The following is a 20,130-nucleotide window of genomic DNA, read 5'->3' on the forward strand; positions in this document are numbered from 1 at the left end:
TGATTTTGAAAAGATACCAAACCCACCTTCTTCATCGTTGGTGGGTTTTTTTATTGAAGGGCAAATTTCAGGAACTGATTAATTCGAATTATGCGGAATTCCCTTTCACTATACCTTCAAAATGATGAAAAAATTAACTTATTTAATAATTACAATTGTTCTTTTTTCTTGCTCTAGTAGCAGTAATGAGAAAATATCTGAGATTGATTATGAAAATTTCCTAGTCCAGTATATAAAGTCACAAATGGATCACAAACAACAATTGTTTGTTTTGATACGATTTCATTCGTAAATGATACTTTAATATTTGATGGTTTAGGACGGCTAGTTGAAGAGAAAAGTTATAGTGAGATGGGGAATAGCTTTCGAAAATTAGCTTATGATTCAAATAACTTTGTTTCAAGAGTACTCATTCTATCAGATTATAGTTCTAACAGTGTCAATGAATTTGAGTATCGAGGAGATACAATAATTGAAAAAAGGCGTAAGCTAAAGCACTTAAATTGGGAATATGATATTGATGATTTCGATTCATTATTTAATGAAACGAAAATCTTTCATTTAGTAGAAAAAGGTCTTATTGTCGAATCAATAAAGAATTTTTCTAAGACCGATTATTCTTATGATAGTTTAGGTAGACTAATAAGGAAACGAATAAAGGATGGTGATAAGGTCAGAAGTTCATTCTTTTATTTTTATGATGAGAAGACACAACTTCTTTCGAAAGAAATATTTAGAAACATCAATGGAGATACTGTCTATATTAAGTCTTATGAACAAGGAATATTGAGCAATACTGAGAAGGGTTTTAGATTCGGAGAGACATATACATTAGAATATTATCGAGTTGAGTAGAATTCGAAGTTACGTTACAGAATGTCACTTTTGTAAGTGAAGCATGATTTTGAAAAAGATACAAAGAACTAGACTTCTCTATTAGAGAGAATGATAGGTGTAAATAGTGTTACAGTGAAACATGATAGATATCTTCCACTTTTAATATTTCTGATTACAGGTTCTTTCATTGCTTGGATTGTATTCAGAAAAAGAACTCTAAGAGAAGAGTGCACTCATTACGAATATGATTTCAGATTTTGGAGAAATACAATTTTAGGAGCTATTGTTACTATGTCACTAATCTACTTTCTAATTGATCTTTATTACAGTATGAATCCATCACAAAATGAATTACTGCTGGAAGAGTTTAGGAATTCTAGAAAGAAAAACTAATTCAAACCCACCTTCTTCATCGTTGGTGGGTTTTTTTTAGGGTGTGGTTATTTCCTTGGATTTCCATGTTTATTAACAAAGTTCTTAAAGCTCTTCACCTCTTTTTCAAAAGAAGTTAGAAAGCCAATTATCATAGACATTGAGTATGCAATTCCAATAACGTTTCCCTCTTCCCAAACTTTTTCGAATTCACTGCCTTTTGTCTCAACTATATAAAGTTGCTTCAACTTTTCTAATTTCTTCTCCTTTGCATCAGAATCTAGATTATGGGCATATTCATTCCGTAGAGTATTAAATGCGGTAACCAATTTCCACATGGTATTATCTTGTTCACTGTATGAAATACTTCTGGCAAGATGAATTTTTTGATAGAAACTTAATCGTGTTTCAGGTAAGATCTCTGGATGGAAAACGAACTCCTCTATTATCTGATTCAATAGCTTTTCAATTAAAAGATGTCCTTTTAATATCGCTATGAGTTCTTCGTCTACCTTATTGTAATACTCCTGAAATAAACTCAGGTATGATTCTTTTGATATTACCATGATTAAAGGGTTGTAATTTTTAGTAAGTAGCGTAAAGATGACTCCTTTGAGCCTATAGATAATGGAATAGATATTGGTTTAGATATGAATCTTGATGTTGCAAACTATAGTGGTAAATTTGAGGAGTTCAATTTTATACAAACTGTATATACTAATATCAATGATAAGGGAGATACAGGATTCTTTAAATATCTTGATAATGATCCAGGCACGAGTGTTCCACCATTTACTTTGAATAGAAGTAGTAGACATTCGCTTAGATATTGGAAAAAATATAGATCAAGTAAATCTGGATTCACAATGAGATTTTATGATTCGCCCGTAAGAAGGCACGACTTTGTTTATTGGCGAGCAGAGACATCATTAATGGGTCGTACTGCAGATGGTATTTGGAAACGAATATCAACAATATATTGGGGATTTAATCGTTACAACGGGCATACTAAGCCAATAGGTCCAATTATCACGACCCCATCAGAGTTTCATAATCAACAATTACCAAAGAAATAATCAAAGACAAATGGAAATAAAGCTTAAGCTAGTCATTGTATTTGTTGTATTGTTCGGATGCTCAGATAGAGGCACTAAATCATTATCAGCATGTGAATGTATTGTTATTGATTACTATAATCTTGATCATCGAACCACATTGGTCTTAAAAGAAAAAGAAAAAGTTTGTCATGAACTTGAAAGAAGAGATTTCAATTTCAACTCAAATAATATAACCTATCATGGAAATGATTCATCATTAATGACGATAGGAGTGGAAAAACATATTCTTAATGTGAGACCTGAAATTCTGTCTAATTTCTTTCATGCTTCTTCTAAGTTTTTCTCGGATTCAATAGAATTTAATAGCGGTTACAAAATTGGATTTTATGATGCTGATAAAAGTGTAAATATTGTTGTTAAAGATGCTAAAACACACTTTTTAGTCTTTGATACTCTTCTTGAAAGTTTAGAATTTAAAAATCAAGATACATTACTTATTCAGACACTTGATGCCGTGATAAGTACTCATGAATTAAATGAACGAGATATTCCTAACTTTTTTATGAAGTACCGAAAAATGTCAGGATTGGTTGAAGAAGGGGAAAATTATGATTTTATGCTGGATCTAAAAAACTCTAACTTTCCCTTTAGAATGAAAGGGTATCAAATATCGGAGTTGATTAGACCAAATGATTCTCTTTACAAAGCTTTTAAGAGCCCAGAGATTTATTTGTATCGAAAGGATGAAAATGATAACTATCAATTAATTGCCTCTGAGTGTCCTAAAGTCTTTTCAGAATGTACAGACTGAGTTAAGGTCATGAATTAGGTCACATTTCAGAATGTCACTTTTGTAATTACTCAAGACTTTGAAAAATAATACAAAACCCACCTTCTTCATCGTTGGTGGGTTTTTGCGTTTTAGAGAGGAGGATTAAATTGTGGTGATGGAAAATGCTTTCTATACAAAGATCAAAAAACTGCTTTCTAGTTCGCTGATAGTAATATTCATTTTATTTGGATGTGAATCATCAAATTCGAATTATGCGGAATTTCCAGAATTAATTGTGGATGCTAATAATGACACGATATACAATGGAGAAATCTATCGGGCGAAAGTCTATTTATCTGACACATCTTATTTTAGTGTGAAGAGATATGGTAAGGTTCATGATTTCTTACCTCTTTTTAGAATTAATGGTGAAATAAAAGAAACAGCTTCTACATACTTTCACTATGAAGAAGTTGTAAAACTTGATAGCATTCCTTCTGAAGGAATACTAAGAGAATGGCAAAGTGGAATAATTTTTCCACATCCAGTATCAGGGGATGTAGAGATATCGTCTAGAAACTCATTTATTATTCTTCCTTCCAAATAAGATTTATCATTTCTTAGAAACCCACCTTCTTCATCGTTGGTGGGATTTTTGGTTTTAGGGGGGTGGGTGTAATTACCACTTTTTGGGTATTGACTTTGAAATTAAGTAATATGATATTGAATGCATATAACGCAACTGTAATATGCAAAGAAGAATCAGAACATTACTTCAATCTATAGATACTGCTAGGTATAAGGATGATACCAAAGCGGATAAGGAAATAGATATTTCTCATGCCCGAAGCGAGGCACTTACAGCACTTTTGTTTGGCTATGAAATAGTTATTCCAGCAGGTCAAATTGCAGATTGTCCAGCATTATTTAAACTGATACCAGAAGTTCATAGGTATAGCAAGAAGTATAGAGATGAAATTTTAAAAATTACTCACAACAACTACAATATCTTTCGTATTGGTCTCGAAAGTCAATATCGTAGTTTCAATGGTTTTAGAGGCTATTCGGCCTTTGTTGCTGAATATCTTCAATCAAACAGGGGTGATAATGTTGATTTTGTTGGTTTATCTGATGTTGTTAAAAAAGATGTTGCAAGTAAGAAAGGTTTCTCGGTAGAAAGGGTCTTTGGACAAGCTTATCTTTCAAGGCAATGGTCAGAGCTTGAGAAGTTAGGGAAAGACTTATCAAGTATGACGGGTAAATCTGACATCGAAGAGAACTTTGCCAATTACTCAAAATATTCACAGTTAGTCTATGGATTATTTGACGCAAATCAAGCGGAGTGTCCACCCATCTATACACGATACAAGTACTTTACTAAACCTGCTCAGAACTTATATTTTGATAGTCTTAACTCATACTTAAAAAAGGTTCTTCCAGATGACAGACAACATAGAATCAAACAGACATTTATTGATGCAAGGAATGAAATTTTGAGTCAAAAGCTATCAAGTGGTCAAAGAAACTCGTGGTACAACCAAAAACAAATCTTTGAAGATTACAATGCTTGGATGCCTGTAAGAATTTGGCTTGATAATACTCTTTACCAACGAATGACAAAAGCGTACGGAGTAAATGTTCCCTCGTATTTTACTCAAGAGGTAGTAAAAGATCACGAGTTATCCGACTATCCACTAGCGATAACATCCAAGATGAGTGTGCAAGAATTTAACAAAGATGTTAGTGATGGTAAGTTCGCGGTACCGCCAGTAGTTGGAAAGGTAGATTGGGAAAGCTTTTGGGCATTAGCTGCAGAACCTGAGTTTCAGAATTCAATTATTCGACTTCATGCAAAATATTTTAATGCATTAGAAAGAGAAGCAAATTTATTGACCAGTTTGTACCAAAATAAGAATACAAAGAAATTGGAGGATTTAGAAAAAACTGATGAATACAGAAAGATTATTCATGAGAGAAAAGAGAGTGTAATGTCTGCAATAAACGAACATTTAGAATATATCAACTCGCAAAAAAGCCAAATAAAATTCTTAAACTCTGATGGCAAAGTAATGGTAGCTGTTAAGAAACCCAAGTTTAATAAGAAATTCGGAGCGTTGACTTTTAATGAAATTGTTGGTGTATCTGCAACTATTGGACTTGCAAAAATGCAAGATCCAGTTAACGAAGAAATGCTTTTTACAGTTGGTTCTTATGCAGCAGGAAGGATAATTACAGAAGCTACCAAGAATTGGATAGTACCAAGTATTATTGATTTTGTTAGTAGACCAAGGGTTTTAGATAAAGTTCTAACGGAGCAGTTACTTGTTTCGGAGTTGAATCGTGGAAACTACTGGATCACTCCTTAAACTATCATGGTAACACAAGAACAAGCAAATCACTATCGAGGAAATATTATTGATTTGGCTACAATGATTGAAGTGAATATTGACAAGTTCTTTATTGATTTCTTTGTTGCTGACGATGAGGATAAAGTTCGTAAGTTTTTCTTCATGGACTTGTTTGTTAATATCCTCACATTTGGTCAAAAGATTGATCGCTTCAATAAGGTGGTTGCAGGCTACACCAAATTTGATGAAGAGAGATGTAAGTACTTCAAGACCAATCTTCAAGAATTCAGAAAACTAAGAAATAATCTAGCTCATAGGAATGGAGGTGTTAATGACGCTGGTAATCTGTTTCTTTTTGCTTACGATAAGGAAGATATTGAACTAGATGATCAGCAAATAGAAGAGAGTATTAAGAGGTGGACAATATTTGCTTATGAGTTTGAAACTTTCGTCTCTAATCTTATGCACTGGATTTTCGATGAAAATGATTGATCTCGAAGAGAATTATTGAAATGGATTACTTTCCCGGCAGTCTCAGATTAACTGAAGAAGAAATGGTTCTATTGATGAAAGAAGATGTAGACAAGATTTATTTAAAGTTTGACTATAATATCATTTCCAATAAAAAACATGTCATCAATAATTATGAAACAGAGTTTAGCGCAGCTTGGTTGAAATCAAGGTATGTGATTCTGAACTTTGTTGGATATAATAAAAAGACGGGTGACTTCACACTATCTGTGAATACTCAGGAACAGCAGTATGTGAAACTACCAGAATAAATTTCATACATTCTAAATAGAACCCACCTTCTTCATCGTTGGTGGGTTTTTGGTTTAGAAGTATCTTGGAACGTCAATTAGAAATTGACATGATATGATGAGGCGTAGCTGCAACCTACGCCTAGTTCAGGCTCGCAAACGGACGAGCTACAAGCTCGCACCAGCGTGAGTGAGAAGAGAGAACAGTAAAATCAACGAATATTTTCTATGATTCAGCGAATCATCGTAAGCTTAGAGTGGATGATTTATAATTCACGTTAGTTTAGCATTTTTTACAACCAGCTATCAAAACCTAAATGTTAAAGAAATCCTTCCTGTGGCTATTAGCCCTACCTTTTTTTTCTTGTAATCACAATTACAAACTCAATCTCCTTGTATCCGAGGAGGATGAGCGGGTGATGACGAAAATTGCCAATGATATCAATACACACTCCAGGTTTGATATTTCAGTAACAAGCAAAGATTCACTCACAGAGGTTGCTGCAATTGAAAGCCTCCTAGATAATGAGTATGAAATCACCACGGTAGATAATACACTTGACTATCATGGAAGTAAAAAAGATCTACGGACGGTCATACCATTTTTTCATGAGGTGTTGGTAGTAGCGTCAAGACATGAACTTTCACAGAAAGAAATTGACTCACTGATTCATACCGGGAACTATATGATACTCACCAAGGAAGTGGATGAGTTGGCGTTCTTTGAGCGCATGATTCCAAATTTCACTGGTGATTCTACGATTAACTATCGATTAGAGCCTCACTACGATCTTAGAAATGATTTTCAGAAATACGACTTGTTGATGTTCTTTTCTGCACTTGAAAATTATGAATTAGGCCGACTCTTGTTTGATAAGGAAGCATACATTTATTCCTTAGATCACGAGGAGACCTACGGTAAAGGATCGTTTATTGAAGGCTTTTGCCAAGCGTATAAAAAGACAACACCTTATATCATTTCTAGGTATGCCTTTGGGATAACTATGGAAAATCCTGTCTACACGTTGGCTGTACATGAATTGCTGATGACAACTTCAGATGTTCCAAAAAAAGTAATTTTTGATCTCATTGAAACAATCCATCAACATCACATTGTTCCAATTTTTGAATCATCCAATAGCTACACTTTTGAAGTTAATCATCAGGATATCAATTTAAGTTTTCCTTTTCACGGCGGTACCATTAATTATTTAGAGCGTGATAAGCCTTCGTTCATTGAAAGGTACTCTGAGTTTATGGGCTTTATCTTGTCTGTTTTTATCGTGCTTTTTGGTTTGTCTGCAAGTTTCAAGGCAAATATGAATCAGCGCAAAAAAGATCGAATGGACCTTTATTATCAAGAACTGCTTGACTTGAAAGACAACCTAGAGGATACTTCGACTAAGGATTTGAGCGATAACTTGAAACGGATGCAAAAAATCGTTTTCGATTTATTGATCAAGGAGAAACTAAGTGCGAATAATGAGTTCGTGATTTTTATGATGCTTTGGGATGAGCTCCATCATGAGCTAATGAAACGTCAAGGAGCCAAGATTTAATTGCTTGTCTTTAGACGTTGCAATAACTCTCACAGAAAGAGGGGTCATATTTATTCTATTACCATTGATATTCATTCTGTTTCCCTAATGATGATGAGTAATTCTTAAATCCTTCAAAAGATTTAAAATAGACTAATACGGCATTTTTTTGTTGAGAAATGTCAAAATCACCCTATCCGGGTGAAAGGAAAATCCATAATGTTCTGCACCTTGGTGATGCTCAGAATAGTCTGAGATATAACAACCACGAAAAACTAATCGCCGCCTTAGGTCACGCATTATGAGTTCACCATTTCACAAATTACTTGCATTTGCAGCGTGTTTAATTGCAATCAACACATTCGGTCAGGGTGTTGGAATCGGAGTTGAAAATCCAAATCCGAACGCTGTTCTAGAACTAGTAAGTCCAAATAACAATCAAGGGCTATTGGTTCCAAAAATGACAACATCACAACGCACAAATTCTGATTTCACAAATAATTTATCACAGAATGAAAACGGCTTATTGATATATGATACCGATGAGAATGCTTTTTACTTCTGGATGAATTCCGACTGGATTGGAATGCAAATGAATGTAGATATAAATGCTGGAGAAGGAATTGCCATAATTAACGGGGAAATTTCCAATACTGGAGACCTTGATCCACTAAATGAAATTCAGCTGCTCGACCTTTCAGGAAATATTCTTTCAATCGAAGGAGGCAACAGTGTAGATATCAGCGCGATCGATACAGACACTGATGATCAGACTTTAAGCTTTGATGGCACGAACTTGAGTATTGCAGATGGTAACTCAGTAGATATTTCAGGGCTGTCTGACGGTACAGGTACTGATGACCAAACGATTTCATTTGATGGTGCAAATCTTTCAATTGAAGATGGGAATTCAATCGATATATCAGGACTATCTGACGGTACAGGAACAGACGATCAAACGATCTCTTTTGACGGCACCAACATTTCAATTGAAGGTGGAAACAGCGTAGATATCAGTGCGATCGATACAGATACAGATGATCAGACTTTAAGTTTTGACGGCACAAACTTGAGCATAGCAGATGGCAACTCAGTAGACATCTCAGGATTATCTGACGGTACAGGAACAGATGACCAAACGATCTCTTTTGATGGCACCAATATCTCGATCGAAGGTGGAAATAGTGTAGATATCAGCGCAATTGATACGGATACAGACACGGATGATCAAACCTTGAGTTTTGATGGAACGAACTTGAGTATCGCAGATGGCAACTCGGTAGATATCTCTGGATTATCAGATGGTACAGGAACAGACGACCAAACGATTTCATTTGATGGTACCAATATCTCTATAGAAGGAGGCAACAGTGTAAATATCAGCGCGATCGATACAGACACAGATGATCAAACTTTAAGCTTTGATGGCACAAACTTGAGTATCGCAGATGGCAACTCAGTAGATATCTCAGGACTATCTGATGGAACAGGAACAGACGACCAAACGATTTCATTTGATGGTACCAACATATCAATTGAAGGCGGTAACAGTGTGGACATTAGCGCCATTGATACGGATACTGACACTGATGACCAGACTTTAAGCTTTGATGGCACAAACTTGAGCATAGCAGATGGCAACTCAGTAGATATTTCTGGACTATCTGACGGTACTGGTACAGACGACCAAACGATTTCATTCGATGGTACCAACATCTCGATAGAAGGGGGCAACAGCGTAGATATTAGTGCGATTGATACAGATACCGATACTGATAATCAGACCTTAAGCTTTGATGGCACGAACTTGAGTATCGCAGATGGCAACTCAGTAGATATTTCTGGATTATCTGATGGAACAGGAACAGATGACCAAACGATCTCTTTTGATGGTACCAACATATCAATCGAAGGTGGCAACAGCATAGATATTAGTGCGATTGATACAGATACCGACACTGATGATCAGACCTTAAGTTTCGACGGTACGAACTTGAGTATCGCAGATGGTAACTCAGTAGATATCTCTGGGCTGTCTGACGGTACAGGCACAGATGATCAAGTAGCTAGTGAAGTGGATGTAACACCAGCTGGAGGTATTAGCTCAACCAATGTTCAAGCAGCCTTACAAGAATTGCAAAGTGAAATAGCTTCAGCTGGAGGAGGAGATATGCTTGCCAGTTCATATGACACAGATGGAGATTTAGAGGTGAATACAGCAGAAAATGCGAATACTGTTAATAACCTGACTGTTGAAACAGCAGTGCCTTCTGGAGCGGATTTCACAGATGATCAGACTTTAAGTTTTGACGGCACAAACTTGAGTATCGCAGATGGCAACTCAGTAGACATCTCAGGATTATCTGACGGTACAGGAACAGATGACCAAACGATCTCTTTTGATGGCACCAATATCTCGATCGAAGGTGGAAACAGTGTAGATATCAGCGCAATTGATACGGATACAGACACGGATGATCAAACCTTGAGTTTTGACGGTACGAACTTGAGCATAGCAGATGGCAACTCAGTAGATATTTCAGGATTATCTGACGGTACAGGAACAGATGATCAGACGATCTCTTTTGACGGTACTAACATCTCGATCGAAGGAGGTAATAGTGTAGATATTAGCGCGATCGATACGGACACAGATACCGATGACCAGACTTTAAGCTTTGACGGAACGAACTTGAGCATTGCAGATGGCAACTCAGTAGATATTTCTGGACTATCTGACGGTACTGGTACAGACGACCAAACGATCTCTTTTGACGGTACCAACATCTCGATCGAAGGCGGAAACAGTGTAGATATCAGCGCTATCGATACGGACACTGATGATCAGACCTTAAGTTTTGACGGCACGAACCTGAGTATCGCAGATGGCAACTCAGTAGATATCTCAGGATTATCTGACGGTACAGGTACAGACGACCAAACGATTTCATTCGATGGCACCAACATCTCTATCGAAGGTGGAAACAGTGTAGATATTAGTGCGATTGATACGGATACAGACACTGATGATCAGACCTTAAGCTTTGATGGCACAAACTTGAGTATTGCAGATGGCAACTCAGTAGATATTTCAGGGCTGTCTGACGGTACAGGCACAGATGATCAAGTAGCTAGTGAAGTGGATGTAACACCAGCTGGAGGTATTAGCTCAACCAATGTTCAAGCAGCCTTACAAGAATTGCAAAGTGAAATAGCTTCAGCTGGAGGTGGCGATATGCTTGCCAGTTCATATGATACAGATGGAGATTTAGAGGTGAATACAGCAGAAAATGCGAATACCGTAAATAACCTGACTGTTGAAACAGCAGTACCTTCTGGAGCGGATTTCACCGATGATCAAACGATCTCTTTTGATGGCACAAATCTTTCAATTGAAGATGGGAATTCAATCGACATCTCAGGATTATCAGATGGTACAGGAACAGATGACCAAACAATTTCATTTGACGGCACCAACATATCAATCGAAGGGGGAAACAGCATAGATATTAGTGCGATTGATACAGATACCGACACTGATGATCAGACCTTAAGCTTTGATGGTACAAACTTGAGTATCGCAGATGGCAACTCAGTAGATATTTCTGGACTATCTGACGGTACTGGTACAGACGACCAAACAATTTCATTTGATGGTACCAACATCTCAATAGAAGGCGGCAACAGTGTAGATATCAGTGCTATTGATACAGATACCGACACTGATGATCAGACTTTAAGTTTTGATGGAACGAACTTGAGTATCGCAGATGGCAACTCAGTAGATATTTCTGGACTATCTGACGGTACTGGTACAGATGACCAAACAATTTCATTTGATGGTACCAACATCTCGATTGAAGGTGGAAACAGCATAGATATTAGTGCGATTGATACGGATACAGACACGGATGATCAAACCTTGAGTTTTGATGGAACGAATCTGAGCATAGCAGATGGCAACTCAGTAGACATTTCAGGACTATCTGATGGTACCGGCACTGATGACCAGACAATTTCATTTGACGGTACCAACATATCAATAGAAGGAGGCAACAGCGTAGATATCAGCGCGATTGATACAGATACCGACACCGATGATCAGACTTTAAGTTTTGATGGCACAAACTTGACCATAGCAGATGGCAACTCTGTAGATATCTCAGGATTATCTGACGGTACAGGAACAGATGACCAAACGATCTCTTTTGATGGAACCAACATCTCCATTGAAGGTGGAAACAGTGTAGATATCAGCGCAATTGATACGGATACAGACACGGATGATCAAACCTTGAGTTTTGATGGAACGAACTTGAGCATTGCAGATGGCAACTCTGTAGATATCTCAGGGCTGTCTGATGGTACCGGCACAGATGATCAAACGATCTCTTTTGATGGTACCAACATCTCGATAGAAGGGGGCAACAGCGTAGATATCAGCGCGATCGATACGGACACTGATGATCAGACTTTAAGCTTTGATGGAACGAACCTGAGCATAGCAGATGGCAACTCAGTAGACATCTCAGGGCTGTCTGACGGTACAGGCACAGATGATCAAGTAGCTAGTGAAGTGGATGTAACACCAGCAGGAGGTATTAGCTCAACCAATGTTCAAGCAGCCTTACAAGAATTGCAAAGTGAAATAGCTTCAGCTGGAGGAGGAGATATGCTTGCCAGTTCATATGACACAGATGGAGATTTAGAGGTGAATACAGCAGAAAATGCGAATACTGTTAATAACCTGACTGTTGAAACAGCAGTGCCTTCTGGAGCGGATTTCACAGATGACCAGACTTTAAGCTTTGACGGAACGAACTTGAGTATCGCAGATGGCAACTCGGTAGATATCTCAGGTTTATCAGATGGTACAGGTACAGACGACCAGACAATTTCATTCGATGGAGCAAATCTTTCAATTGAAGATGGGAATTCAATCGATATATCAGCATTATCTGACGGCACAGGAACAGACGACCAAACGATCTCTTTTGACGGCACCAACATCTCGATCGAAGGAGGCAATAGCGTAGATATCAGCGCAATTGATACAGATACCGACACCGATGATCAGACTTTAAGTTTTGATGGAACGAACTTGAGTATCGCAGATGGCAACTCAGTAGATATTTCTGGACTATCTGACGGTACTGGTACAGACGACCAGACGATTTCATTCGATGGTACCAACATATCAATCGAAGGTGGAAACAGTGTAGATATTAGTGCGATTGATACAGATACAGACACCGATGATCAGACTTTAAGCTTTGATGGAACGAACTTGAGTATCGCAGATGGCAACTCAGTAGACATCTCTGGACTATCGGATGGTACAGGTACAGACGACCAGACAATTTCATTCGATGGAGCAAATCTTTCAATTGAAGATGGGAATTCAATCGATATATCAGGACTATCTGACGGTACAGGAACAGACGATCAAACGATCTCTTTTGACGGCACCAACATTTCAATCGAAGGAGGAAACAGTGTAGATATCAGCGCCATTGATACAGATACCGACACTGATGATCAGACTTTAAGTTTTGACGGCACAAACTTGAGCATAGCAGATGGCAACTCTGTAGATATCTCAGGATTATCTGACGGTACAGGAACAGATGACCAAACAATCTCTTTTGATGGTACCAACATCTCGATTGAAGGAGGAAATAGCGTAGATATCAGCGCGATCGATACAGATACCGACACTGATGATCAGACTTTGAGTTTCGACGGTACAAACTTGAGTATCGCAGATGGCAACTCAGTAGATATCTCAGGGCTGTCTGACGGTACAGGCACAGATGATCAAGTAGCTAGTGAAGTGGATGTAACACCAGCAGGAGGTATTAGCTCAACCAATGTTCAAGCAGCCTTACAAGAATTGCAAAGTGAAATAGCTTCAGCTGGAGGAGGAGATATGCTTGCCAGTTCATATGACACAGATGGAGATTTGGAGGTGAATACAGCAGAAAATGCGAATACTGTTAATAACCTGACTGTTGAAACAGCAGTGCCTTCTGGAGCGGATTTCACAGATGACCAGACTTTAAGCTTTGACGGAACGAACTTGAGCATTGCAGATGGCAACTCTGTAGATATCTCAGGGCTGTCTGATGGTACCGGCACAGATGATCAAACGATCTCTTTTGATGGAACCAACATCTCCATTGAAGGTGGAAACAGTGTAGATATCAGTGCAATCGATACGGATACAGACACCGATGATCAGACCTTAAGCTTTGATGGAACAAATCTGAGTATCGCAGATGGCAACTCAGTAGATATCTCAGGGCTGTCTGACGGCACAGGAACAGACGATCAAACGATCTCTTTTGATGGCACCAACATCTCGATCGAAGGTGGCAACAGCGTAGATATCAGTGCGATTGATACAGATACCGACACTGATGATCAGACTTTAAGCTTTGATGGTACGAACTTGAGTATCGCAGATGGTAACTCAGTAGATATCTCTGGACTATCTGACGGTACTGGTACAGACGACCAAACGATCTCTTTTGATGGTACCAACATCTCGATAGAAGGGGGCAACAGCGTAGATATTAGCGCTATTGATACGGATACAGATGATCAGACCTTAAGCTTTGATGGAACAAACCTGAGTATTGCAGATGGCAACTCAGTAGATATCTCAGGACTATCTGATGGCACAGGAACAGACGACCAAACGATCTCTTTTGACGGCACCAACATTTCAATTGAAGGAGGCAACAGTGTAGATATCAGCGCAATTGATACGGATACCGACACTGATGACCAGACTTTAAGTTTTGACGGCACAAACCTGAGCATAGCAGATGGCAACTCAGTAGATATCTCAGGGCTGTCTGACGGTACTGGTACAGACGACCAAACGATCTCTTTTGATGGCACCAACATCTCGATCGAAGGTGGCAACAGCGTAGATATCAGTGCGATCGATACAGATACCGACACTGATGATCAGACTTTAAGCTTTGATGGTACGAACTTGAGTATCGCAGATGGTAACTCAGTAGATATCTCTGGACTATCTGACGGTACTGGTACAGACGACCAAACGATCTCTTTTGATGGTACCAACATCTCGATAGAAGGGGGCAACAGCGTAGATATTAGCGCTATTGATACGGATACAGATGATCAGACTTTAAGCTTTGATGGAACGAACTTGAGTATAGCAGATGGCAACTCAGTAGATATTTCAGGATTATCTGATGGCACAGGAACAGATGATCAAAATGCTAGCGAGGTAGCGATAACCGCAATCACTAATATTTCTGCCACTGAGGTACAAGGAGCGTTGGCTGAGATACAAGGAGATTTGGATGGTTTGGGAACAGCTGCTACGTTAAATGCAGGTACATCCCCTAATAACCTTCTTCAAATTGGTGCTGATGGATTATTGCCAGCACTAGACGCAAGCAACTTAACTAACATAGATGACTTGTCTTTCCCATTCACAAAATCTGAAAGTGTGGATGCTCCAAATAATATGCTGGATCTGACTAACACAGGAACTGGTATTACCGGTGTATTTGATTTAGTGAATGCAACAGCCACTAATCCAGCACTTCGCGCTTTTAGTAATGGCACTGGTCCTGTTGTACAGTTTGATCACGGGAGTAGTGCGAGTAACAATATAATAGCCGACTTTAGAAGCCAAGGAGTAACGCAGGTTTCCATTCGTGATGACGGACAAATATCTGCCGGTTCATTTGTTGGAGATGGAGCTGGCCTTACAAATGTTCCAACTGCTGTAACCAACCTTAATTCAGATATCAGCTTTGATGCTGGAAGTAACAGGTCAATCTCTATGCTTACTCCGTCATCATCTAATACTGCAGGTAGTGAAGTAACGGTAAAAGCTGGAGATGCAAATGGGGTTGCAGACGGAGGGGATCTCAATTTAACCGCTGGAGCCGGGGGATCTATAACTGGAACAAGGGGAGGAAATGTTGTTTTAACTCCAGGCTTTGGTAGTGATGCGACTGGTGTTATTCAATTAAATGGAAGTGTTGAAGGTTTAACTGTCTCCAAGCCGGCAACGGATGTGACATATGTTGCTGACTTTGTCAAAAACGCCGATGGAGGAAACTCTGTGATAAGAATTACCGATAATCTTCAAGGAGTTGCAGCAATTGAAGCAAATAGAGGAATTATAATTGGTGATTTGGGCGGAAATACTGCAGGAAGTATTCGATTTACAGGATCTTCTTTTGAAGGTAATACAGACGGCACCGCCGGAGGATGGGTTGACTTGGCGAATAGTGTAAGTAGCGTGTGGTCTACTTCAGGAAGCGACATCAATTTTAATTCGGGAAATGTTGGAATCGGTACAAGCACACCATTTAATCTCATGTCTATACGTGGTGTTCAGGCACCCGGAGCAAGTCTCAATGAGGGTGTATTCCTTGATATTGAAAATGACGATGGCAATACTGACTACCTAGCAGGGGTGAGATTCAAGGTGAATGCAAATGATAATAATGAGCGTTTCAATGCCGGAATCTTTGTTCGTAATCAATCAAGTCAGGGGAACAATCTCAATTTCGCAGTGCAGACCAATGCTGTTGAAAACGTCGGTATAAATGATATCGTGATGACTTTGAACAGAGATGGATATGTAGGTATTGGGAATACCATTCCGAGAGGTCCTTTAGATGTATCGTATGGGACTACTTCGGATGCATCATACTTTGAAGCAAACAATAACGTCACTTCAGGAATTATGCAGGTCAATAATCTTGGAACAGGCGATGCCTCTATTCGATTCGGAATAACAGGTGATAATACGGTAATTGGAATTGACAATTCTGATAGTGACGTCTTCAAAATAAATAATGGCTCTGTTCTTACTGATGGCATTGCGCATTTTGCAATTACTCCAGCTGGTAGAGTAGGAATAGGTGAAACAAATCCCGCAACTGCACTTGAAGTTAGCGGAACAGTAACTGCTACAGCCTTTACGGGAGATGGTTCAGGTCTCACCAATCTGCCATCAAGTCCTTGGACTGGTACTCCAGATATAAGCTACACTGCTGGTTCAGTTGGAATTGGCACAGCAACCCCAATCTCATTGATGCATTTGTCTGAAAATAACGCCGATGTCTCAGGTGTCAGTGGTACATTCTTCGATATCCAAAATCAAAATGAGGGTGAGGGTGCAATGATGGGAATTAGATTTAAGGCAAGAAACACGAATAACACAAGCAGCTACAAAGCTGGAATTTTCTTCCAGAAAGAAATTATCCCAAGTGAAGGTCTGGGTAATGCTGATGGAAATGGCAAGATTATACTCGCCGTAAATGAGCTTGTAAACTCAAACAATGCAACTGCAGCAGATGCGAAGCTTGAGGTAGACTATAGTGGTGCTCAGGTAACTGGAGATTTGGATGTGAGTGAAAATTTAGATGTTGTGGGAAGTTCAACATTCCAAAACAATCTCTCAGTAACAGGTTCGCTGGTATCAAACGGAATTCTTGATGTCAATAGTGAGCTATATGCTGGCTCATCCAACGCTGGATTTGATGGGCAGATTTTACAGACTAGAGGTTCTGGATTGGCACCGACATGGATATATCAGACCCTGAGCTATGATCTTAATGCCAATTTTACCGATGACTACATCTATTTCAATTCATCAACAGGAATAAACAATCCAAAATTTGGAATAGGAACAAGTACACCATCTTCAAGTCTCCATGTAAATCACAGCTCTACTATTCCGGGGGTAAGAGTACAAACAACTTCTACTGCTGGACAAGGAGCGGGGATGATTATGGCAACTCCAACTCAAGAGTTTAGAATGGCTGTGGAATCAGATAATTTGGTAATTGATGATGGCTCACTTACAAGATTTGCTATCACATCTGCCGGCATCACGCAAGTGAATGGGACACTACAAGTCCAAAGTGTAATTGAAGATTCTGGAGATACGGATACACAAATAGCTTTTAGCACGGATAGGATTACAATGACATCTGGAAATGTAACAATGCTTCAAGCTATCGAAGGGACAACAGACTATGTAAATATTCCGGTTCAGACCAGAGTCAGATCAAATTCAACAACTACTACGTATGATGTAATGTTGGTCGAGAACACTGTTGGGACGGATATTTTTAGGGTAGAACAGGACGGTAGTGTTTTTACTCCGGGTTTATCAACCAACCTAACGGGTTCAACGCTTCGTGTGAATACCTCAACTGGTGAATTGTCATATGCTACTGGTGCTTGTCCTTTCATTTATGTAGACAATGGCGATGGCTATAAAATATCGTCCACAATTATTGAAGCTCAAGCATCTAAATACTCTGAACGTATTCATAGAAGGTTGATACCACTAAGTGACACTTTAGATCAGGTTAAAATCAAAGTAAAACTTGAAGAACCTGAGACATCCTTTATTGACTACTTCCATGTAGTTATTGAAAAAAATGAAAATGGCAATATTCTAAGAGATACCCTTAATCTTATAAGTTCATCAATTCCGTCTGATGTTTTAAGCGAAATAGATGAAGACTACTTCACAATGAGGTTTGGTGATGAATTTGAAATGATTTATCAGTCAAGTGATTTGATGATAGGCGATTTCGAAGCGTATGCTGTTTCTTCAGGTTACTATGACATAGATTTTGAGGCCTATCAAAAAGAAGAATGGCAAGAGCTTAAATATGAAAAGTTCGCAAAAAAGAACTTCGATATGGATTCTGAAGGTAGGCTTGTGAATATAAGACCAACCATCATTAAGGATCAGTCTACATTAGGATATGATACACCCGAATGGCTTTTTGAAACAGAAGGAAGTGCTCTATTTCATGGTAAATATGGAAATGCTGCATTGTCAATTAATGGTCAGGGGAATATTGGGATAGGACTTGCTGAATCAAATCATCTCTTGACGATAGGAAACAATGAAACCTTTTTCGATCAGTCTGGAGATCTTTATTCAAGCGGTTTAATTGATGGTGTAAGTATCGCTAAAACGGAAGAGTTGTTGGCGCTCAATCCGCTACAATCAGAAAATCAATATGGATTTGACATTGCCGAGATCAAAGAACTTTTCCCTGAGCTTGTAAAAGATAATTCTGTTTCGAGTATAGAGATGATTCCAATACTTGTGAAAGCGCTAAAGGATTTAAAGAATGAACTAGACGAAAAAAATCAGAAGATTGAAGCAATAGAGCAAGAAGCAAATAATCAGCAGAATAAGCTTGAGACATTAGAAAGTGAATTGGATCTGATAAAAAAGGTCTTAGGAATGGATTCGGATTCTCAAATAGTAAACAAAAACTAAGATGAGACTTTCAATCATATTCTTATTCGTCTCTCTTTTTGTTCAGGGGCAAGTTGTTAATGACGGTGCAAACATTAGAATTACAGAAACAACCATAGTCTCAACCAATACTGACTTCCTGAATGTTGGAAATATCCAGAATGAAGGCAACATATTTATCAAGAGAAATTGGATGAATGTTGGTGTTTATAGTGCTAATGCTGGTCAATTGATCTTCAATGGTGAGGAAGAACAAGGGATAATCAATAATGGTCAAGAGATAAAAAACCTATTTATCAGCAATGGTGTAAAAACGCTTAGCGATGATTTGATGATTACTGGTTCTCTAACATTGAGCTCTGGAGTGTTGGAAGTTGCTGATGAGGCTAAGTTGACTCTGGATTCAAGTGTTCAAATTTTAGGAGCTAATGAAAGTTCCTACATAATAGGTGAGCTTTATCGTACAGGATCGGGAGACCTGTTTTATCCAATCGGAACCCAAAACAGCTACCTGCCTGTAACGCTAAACGAGGTGATTGGCATAAGTCCTGAGATTGGAATAAAAGCACATGATTCTCCTCCAGATCAATCTTTAGGTGGAGATTTAGAAGAATTGATAATCGATAATTTTTGGGAAATAAATACAGATGAAGGATATACCGCAGGCTTTATTACGCTACCATTCGATATTCTTTCAGTTATGGATACGGCCCAGTTAGTGGTTGCTCAATCAATTGCTGAGACCAGACCTTTCAATACATTGGGGAAATCAACTATTGAAGTTGCTGAAGGGACTGGTTTCATAACAAGTCGAGGTAACGCAATTGGGCCGTTCTTTACACTTGCATTGGCACCAGAAGTGCAACCGTTACCGCCACTTCGAGTTATTAATGCCCTTACTCCAATTCAAGATGGAAAGCATGACTTCCTGCGGATTGAAAACATAGAATTGTATCCCAAAAATCAGGTAGAGATATTCGATCGAAATGGAATCAAAGTGTTTTCAATATCTAATTATGATAACCGAGACCGTGTATTTAGAGGAGTGCCAAATGCTGGAGGTTTTACTGAATTGCAAGATGGTAATTACTTCTATACAATAAAGACAGGGAGTACGAAGGTAAAGGCTGGCTTTTTATTCTTAAAAAAATAGA

General features: G+C 38.5%; 12 protein-coding genes. 11 read left to right on the forward strand and 1 reads right to left on the reverse strand.

From position 1 onward, the window contains the following. The first annotated feature begins 351 nt into the window (after nucleotides 1-351). A complete protein-coding gene (locus ACY650_RS16920) occupies nucleotides 352-855 on the forward strand; it encodes a hypothetical protein (RefSeq protein WP_462249231.1) in 504 nt (167 codons plus the stop codon). 90 nt (nucleotides 856-945) lie between these two features. Continuing rightward, nucleotides 946-1,230 (forward strand): hypothetical protein, encoded by a 285-nt coding sequence (locus tag ACY650_RS16925; RefSeq protein WP_462249233.1) that lies wholly within the window; start codon nucleotides 946-948, stop codon nucleotides 1,228-1,230. A 47-nt stretch (nucleotides 1,231-1,277) separates the two neighbouring features. Here ACY650_RS16925 and ACY650_RS16930 read toward each other — a convergent pair whose 3' ends face one another. Then, nucleotides 1,278-1,775, reverse strand: coding sequence for a hypothetical protein (locus tag ACY650_RS16930; protein ID WP_462249235.1), 498 nt, complete (start codon nucleotides 1,773-1,775; stop codon nucleotides 1,278-1,280). Nucleotides 1,776-1,859: 84 nt separating this feature from the next. Here ACY650_RS16930 and ACY650_RS16935 point away from each other — a divergent pair, with 84 nt between their 5' ends. From ACY650_RS16935 to ACY650_RS16975, 9 genes are all read left to right on the forward strand, one after another. Beyond that, the gene (locus ACY650_RS16935) at nucleotides 1,860-2,285 is read left to right on the forward strand and encodes a hypothetical protein (RefSeq protein WP_462249237.1); all 426 of its coding nucleotides are present in this window, start codon (nucleotides 1,860-1,862) and stop codon (nucleotides 2,283-2,285) included. Between the two features lie 10 nt (nucleotides 2,286-2,295). Then, a complete protein-coding gene (locus ACY650_RS16940; RefSeq protein WP_462249239.1) occupies nucleotides 2,296-3,078 on the forward strand; it encodes a hypothetical protein in 783 nt (260 codons plus the stop codon). Between the two features lie 136 nt (nucleotides 3,079-3,214). Beyond that, the gene (locus ACY650_RS16945; RefSeq protein ID WP_462249241.1) at nucleotides 3,215-3,646 is read left to right on the forward strand and encodes a hypothetical protein; all 432 of its coding nucleotides are present in this window, start codon (nucleotides 3,215-3,217) and stop codon (nucleotides 3,644-3,646) included. A 142-nt stretch (nucleotides 3,647-3,788) separates the two neighbouring features. Continuing rightward, nucleotides 3,789-5,405, forward strand: coding sequence for a hypothetical protein (locus ACY650_RS16950; protein WP_462249243.1), 1,617 nt, complete (start codon nucleotides 3,789-3,791; stop codon nucleotides 5,403-5,405). A gap of 6 nt (nucleotides 5,406-5,411) precedes the next feature. Beyond that, complete coding sequence (locus tag ACY650_RS16955; protein WP_462249245.1) at nucleotides 5,412-5,879, forward strand: hypothetical protein; 468 nt, start codon at nucleotides 5,412-5,414, stop codon at nucleotides 5,877-5,879. A 20-nt stretch (nucleotides 5,880-5,899) separates the two neighbouring features. Continuing rightward, nucleotides 5,900-6,169 (forward strand): hypothetical protein, encoded by a 270-nt coding sequence (locus ACY650_RS16960; protein WP_462249247.1) that lies wholly within the window; start codon nucleotides 5,900-5,902, stop codon nucleotides 6,167-6,169. 296 nt (nucleotides 6,170-6,465) lie between these two features. Beyond that, nucleotides 6,466-7,707, forward strand: coding sequence for a hypothetical protein (locus ACY650_RS16965; protein WP_462249249.1), 1,242 nt, complete (start codon nucleotides 6,466-6,468; stop codon nucleotides 7,705-7,707). Between the two features lie 280 nt (nucleotides 7,708-7,987). Next, nucleotides 7,988-18,997 carry a beta strand repeat-containing protein gene (locus ACY650_RS16970; RefSeq protein ID WP_462249251.1) on the forward strand — a complete coding sequence of 3,670 codons (11,010 nt, stop codon included), beginning with the start codon at nucleotides 7,988-7,990 and terminating at the stop codon, nucleotides 18,995-18,997. Nucleotide 18,998: 1 nt separating this feature from the next. Then, the gene (locus ACY650_RS16975) at nucleotides 18,999-20,129 is read left to right on the forward strand and encodes a T9SS type B sorting domain-containing protein (RefSeq protein WP_462249253.1); all 1,131 of its coding nucleotides are present in this window, start codon (nucleotides 18,999-19,001) and stop codon (nucleotides 20,127-20,129) included. Nucleotide 20,130: the final 1 nt, after the last annotated feature.

Origin of the sequence: Ekhidna sp. (genome assembly GCF_963691765.1) — a bacterium.
GTDB lineage: Bacteria > Bacteroidota > Bacteroidia > Cytophagales > Cyclobacteriaceae > Ekhidna.